3 protein-coding genes and 1 pseudogene are annotated in these 4,270 nt (G+C 59.8%); 2 read left to right on the top strand and 2 right to left on the bottom strand.

Annotated elements, in window-relative coordinates:
* Nucleotides 1-17 precede the first annotated feature (17 nt).
* On the top strand, nt 18-1,646 hold the full coding sequence (locus tag WBF74_RS09325; protein ID WP_424438585.1) for a CTP synthase: 1,629 nt from the start codon (nt 18-20) through the stop codon (nt 1,644-1,646).
* Between the two features lie 40 nt (nt 1,647-1,686).
* Here WBF74_RS09325 and WBF74_RS09320 read toward each other — a convergent pair whose 3' ends face one another.
* Entirely contained in the window at nt 1,687-2,586 is a 900-nt protein-coding gene (locus tag WBF74_RS09320; RefSeq protein ID WP_424438582.1) for a phytanoyl-CoA dioxygenase family protein, read from the bottom strand.
* Nucleotide 2,587: 1 nt separating this feature from the next.
* Complete coding sequence (locus tag WBF74_RS09315; RefSeq protein ID WP_424438579.1) at nt 2,588-3,214, bottom strand: TetR/AcrR family transcriptional regulator; 627 nt, start codon at nt 3,212-3,214, stop codon at nt 2,588-2,590.
* A 257-nt stretch (nt 3,215-3,471) separates the two neighbouring features.
* On the opposite strand from WBF74_RS09315, the pseudogene WBF74_RS09310 reads away from it, so the two are divergent.
* Nucleotides 3,472-4,270: pseudogene (locus tag WBF74_RS09310) on the top strand (nitric-oxide reductase large subunit); the annotation flags it as partial.

The following is a 4,270-nucleotide window of genomic DNA, read 5'->3' as shown; positions in this document are numbered from 1 at the left end:
GTGTAATCTAGGGGCCCATGACGCGGTACATCTTCATCACCGGCGGCGTGGTTTCCTCCCTCGGTAAAGGTCTCGCATCCGCAGCGCTCGGCGCGCTGTTGCAGGCGCGTGGCTATTCCGTGAGGCTCAGGAAGCTCGATCCGTATCTTAACGTGGACCCGGGGACCATGTCCCCGATCCAGCATGGCGAAGTCTATGTGACGGATGACGGGGCCGAGACCGATCTCGACCTCGGCCATTACGAACGCTTTACCGGCGTTCCCGCCAGTCGCGCAGACAACATCACAACGGGCCGTATCTATCAGGAGATTATCGCGCGTGAACGGCGCGGCGATTATCTCGGCGGCACGGTCCAGGTGATTCCGCATGTAACGGACGCGATCAAGGAATTCGTCCTGTCCGGCAATAGCGGTGTGGACTTCGTGCTCTGCGAGATCGGCGGCACGGTGGGCGACATTGAGGGGCTGCCCTTCTTTGAAGCGATCCGGCAGCTCGGCAATGAGCTGGAGCGGGACCAGACCTGCTACATCCACCTGACGCTCTTGCCCTATATCCCGTCAGCCGGCGAGATGAAGACCAAGCCGACGCAGCATTCCGTGAAGGAACTGCGCTCCATCGGCATCCAGCCGCATATTCTGATGTGCCGCTGCGACCGTCCCATCCCGAAGGAAGAGCAGCGCAAGATCGCGCTTTTCTGCAATGTGCGTGAAAGCGCCGTGATCCAGGCGATGGATGTTGACACGATTTATGACGTGCCGAACGCCTATCATCTGGAAGGGCTGGATGATGAAGTGCTTGCCGTTTTCGGCATCAAGGACGCGCCACCCCCAAACCTCGCAAGCTGGCAGAACATCACCCACAATATCCGCGAGCCGGAAGGCGAAGTGACCATCGCTATTGTGGGCAAGTACACCGGCCTCAAGGACGCCTATAAGTCGCTCATCGAAGCGCTGGTGCATGGCGGCATCGCGAATAAGGTCCGCGTGAACCTGAAATGGGTGGAAGCGGAAGTCTTCGATACGGAGGAGGCGGCCTATCACCTTGAAGGGGTGAACGGCATTCTCGTTCCCGGCGGCTTTGGCGAGCGCGGCTCGGAAGGCAAGATCCGCGCGGCCGAATTCGCCCGCACACGCGGCGTCCCCTATTTCGGCATCTGCTTCGGCATGCAGATGGCCGTCATCGAAGCGCTGCGCAATGTCGGCAATCTGACGAAAGCAAGCTCCACCGAATTTGGCCCGACGGATGAACCCGTTGTCGGCTTGATGACGGAATGGATGCGCGAGAACGAATTGGTGAAGCGCGCAGAGAATGGCGATCTCGGCGGCACCATGCGGCTCGGCGCCTATGAAGCGGTGCTGACGCCCGGCAGCCGCGTGGCGCAGATTTACGGCACGACACGCATCACCGAGCGCCATCGCCACCGCTACGAAGTCAACATGACCTATCGCGACAAGATCGAAGCGACAGGTCTTGTCGTGTCGGGCGTGTCACCGGACGGGCTTCTGCCGGAGATTGTCGAAATCCCGGATCACCCGTGGTTCATCGCCGTGCAGTACCACCCGGAATTGAAATCGAAGCCCTTTGACCCCCATCCGCTGTTCCGTTCTTTCGTGGAAGCAGCTGTGGAGCAGAGCAGGCTCGTCTGAGAAAAAGGGGCGGTTACGAATTAAGGTGCCGCCCCTGGTCTTATTTCTCCCCGCGAATGGCCGCGGCGACTTCTGCGCGCAGTTCGTCTGTCCCGAATTGTGAGCCGCCTGTGTCCCCGCGACCGAGGACATATTCCGGCGGGACGACCTCCGGGCCTTCGCCGGGAGGAAGGGGCGGGGTGTAGTAGCCAAGCGCATAACCCCCCAGTGCATAACCGAGCATTTCCTGTAATGCCGGATCGAACTCGCGGGCAATTTCGGGCGGACAGGAGAGATACTGGTTCTCTTCCTGCCGCAGCCAGCCAAGCGTGTAGGTGATGTTGATGCCGATGCGGTCGCCATTGGACACATTCGCCCCGCCGCCATGAAACACGCCACCGGAATAGATCAGCACCGAGCCGGCAGGCATTTCGGCATAACCGATCTGATCATCCGTTGGCTGATAATCATCAGGCCAGTCAAGGCTGCCGGGGCAAACCTGTGTTGCGCCGTTTTCCTTTGTGAAGTCCGTAATTGCCCAGATCGTGTTGAACTGCGGTTCCAGAAATTTGAGATGCACGCCCCATGCCCAGCGATCGCGATGGATGGCCTGCTTCGGCTGGCCGGGCTTTATGCGGATGATCTGGGTGAGGTGAAGCTGTATCCGTTCGCAGAAGGGCTTGAGGAAAAGATTGGCGGCATCCGTCACCATCCTGTTCATCACAAGCTCGCGGCAGGCAGGCGAGCGGGCAACCAGCGCGCCCGTGCGCGTGGTGAGGTGGCCCGTGAAGTCGTCGCGGCCATTCTCCGTTGCGTCGATATAGGGCTGGGTCTCCGAGAGAATACGCGAGAGATCGTCAGGCGAGAGCACGTCCGTCACGATCAGGGCGCCGTCGCGCTTCAGCAGGGCGACAACATCTTCTGGCGCTGCCGTGGCTGGCAGCATCTCAAGCCGGGGCATTTCATTTTCCTCCCTTTGCGTTTGTCGTCCCGCGAGATTTCTTTTCAGACGCTGGCAGAAGCGGGCGCAGCATCGCTTCAAGCTGCGCTCTCTGCCTTGCAGGTGGCCAGTCCTTCCGCTCCAGCGTCGCGCGGATGCAGAAGCCGTCAACGATGGAAATGATCGCATCAGCCGTGACAGCCGGATCGATATGAGAGGCGAGCTTTCCTTCCTGCTGATGACGCCGGATGATGGCGGCAAGCCCGTCGCGGAACTCGTCGTAATAGGTCTTGTTGATCCGGGCGAGGGCAGGGTCGCCCACGGCGCGGCCAAAGAAGCTCATCCATACGCGCCAGTCCCGGAGCCCGTTCTGGTTTACAGGCAGTATCCCCGCCACAAGCTCGAAGAGATCATCGGTCGCTTCCTCGCTGGCGAGCGCAGAGAGAATACGCTGCGCCACATGGTCAAGTGCGGCGAGGAGCACGGCATCCTTGCCATCAAAATAATGAGTGATCGCGCCAGTGGTCACCTTGGCGGCGCGACCAACATCAACCAGCCGCGTATTGTCGAGCCCCTGCGCCCCGATCACTTCGATGGCGGCTTTGGCAATCTGGCGACGCCGGGCGTCATGGTCAATCCGTTTTGGCATAATGGTGATTATATAAAAACCACTCTGCCTCACAAGGATTTTGTGCGGGACGCGCGCGCGGGCCGTTCTGAGCGGACCTATATTGGCCGGGCTCCTTGGTGCCGTCTGCGACAAAAAGGTCGATCATTGATCTATCTTTTTATTGTCCCGACTTTCAGTAGGGCTTATCCTTTTCAGGAGATTGCGTCAGAGGGATTCGGTCTGCGCTGCTTTGCATCAGTGAGGTGTAGAACAGCCTGAAAATCAGGGGGCTGACTATGAGCGATGCCAGAAAACTTTGGACTGTGCTCGGAGTGCTTCTCGTTGTTTCCTTTGGTGTCTTGCTGTGGAGCGGTTCACGCATCCACGAAGCAGCGCCTCCCATGCCGGATCTCGTCGTCTCGGAAGAGGGCACCACGATCTATACCCGCGCCGAGATAGAGCGCGGACGTCAGGTCTGGCAATCCATCGGCGGCATGCAGCTCGGCTCGATCTGGGGGCATGGCGGCTATGTCGCGCCGGACTGGAGTGCTGACTGGCTGCATCGTGAAGTAGTGAGCGTCCTTGACAGCTGGGCCAAGGCTGAAGATGGTGTTCCCTATGCGGAGCTTTCGCGCGAGCGGCAGGCGACGCTTGAAGGACGCCTGCGTCCCTTGATGCGGACGAACACCTACGACCCCGCAACCAATACCATCACACTCTCACAGGAAAGAGCGGCTGCCATTCCGCTCGTCTCCGCGCATTATGAAAGCCTGTTTGGCGATGATCCCGCCACGGCGGAACTGCGCGAAAACTACGCCATGAAGAATGGCACCGTCGCGGATGCCGAGCATCGGCGTCTTCTCTCGGCCTTTTTCTGGTGGACCGCATGGGCAGCCACGACAGAACGGCCTAACGATACCATCAGCTATACGAATAACTGGCCGCATGAGCCTCTGGTGGGCAACAAGCCGCCCGCAAGCACATTCCTCTGGTCAGCCTTCAGCGTGACCTTCCTGCTCGGCGGCATTGGCCTGCTTGGCTGGCATTATGCGATGACGCATGGCCGGGAAGATGAGCCGCACATGCTGCCGGAAA

This window comes from Parvibaculum sp. (assembly GCF_049672805.1).
Classification (GTDB): Bacteria; Pseudomonadota; Alphaproteobacteria; order Parvibaculales; family Parvibaculaceae; genus Parvibaculum.
Note: the sequence above shows the minus strand (reverse complement) of the source record. Positions and strands in the feature narration are given on the sequence as shown.

Coding starts and splice junctions, on each gene's coding strand:
- WBF74_RS09325 (WP_424438585.1), top strand. CDS start 18: ATGACGCGGTACATCTTCATCACCGGCGGCGTGGTTTCCTCCCTCGGT.
- WBF74_RS09320 (WP_424438582.1), bottom strand. CDS start 2,586: ATGCCCCGGCTTGAGATGCTGCCAGCCACGGCAGCGCCAGAAGATGTT.
- WBF74_RS09315 (WP_424438579.1), bottom strand. CDS start 3,214: ATGCCAAAACGGATTGACCATGACGCCCGGCGTCGCCAGATTGCCAAA.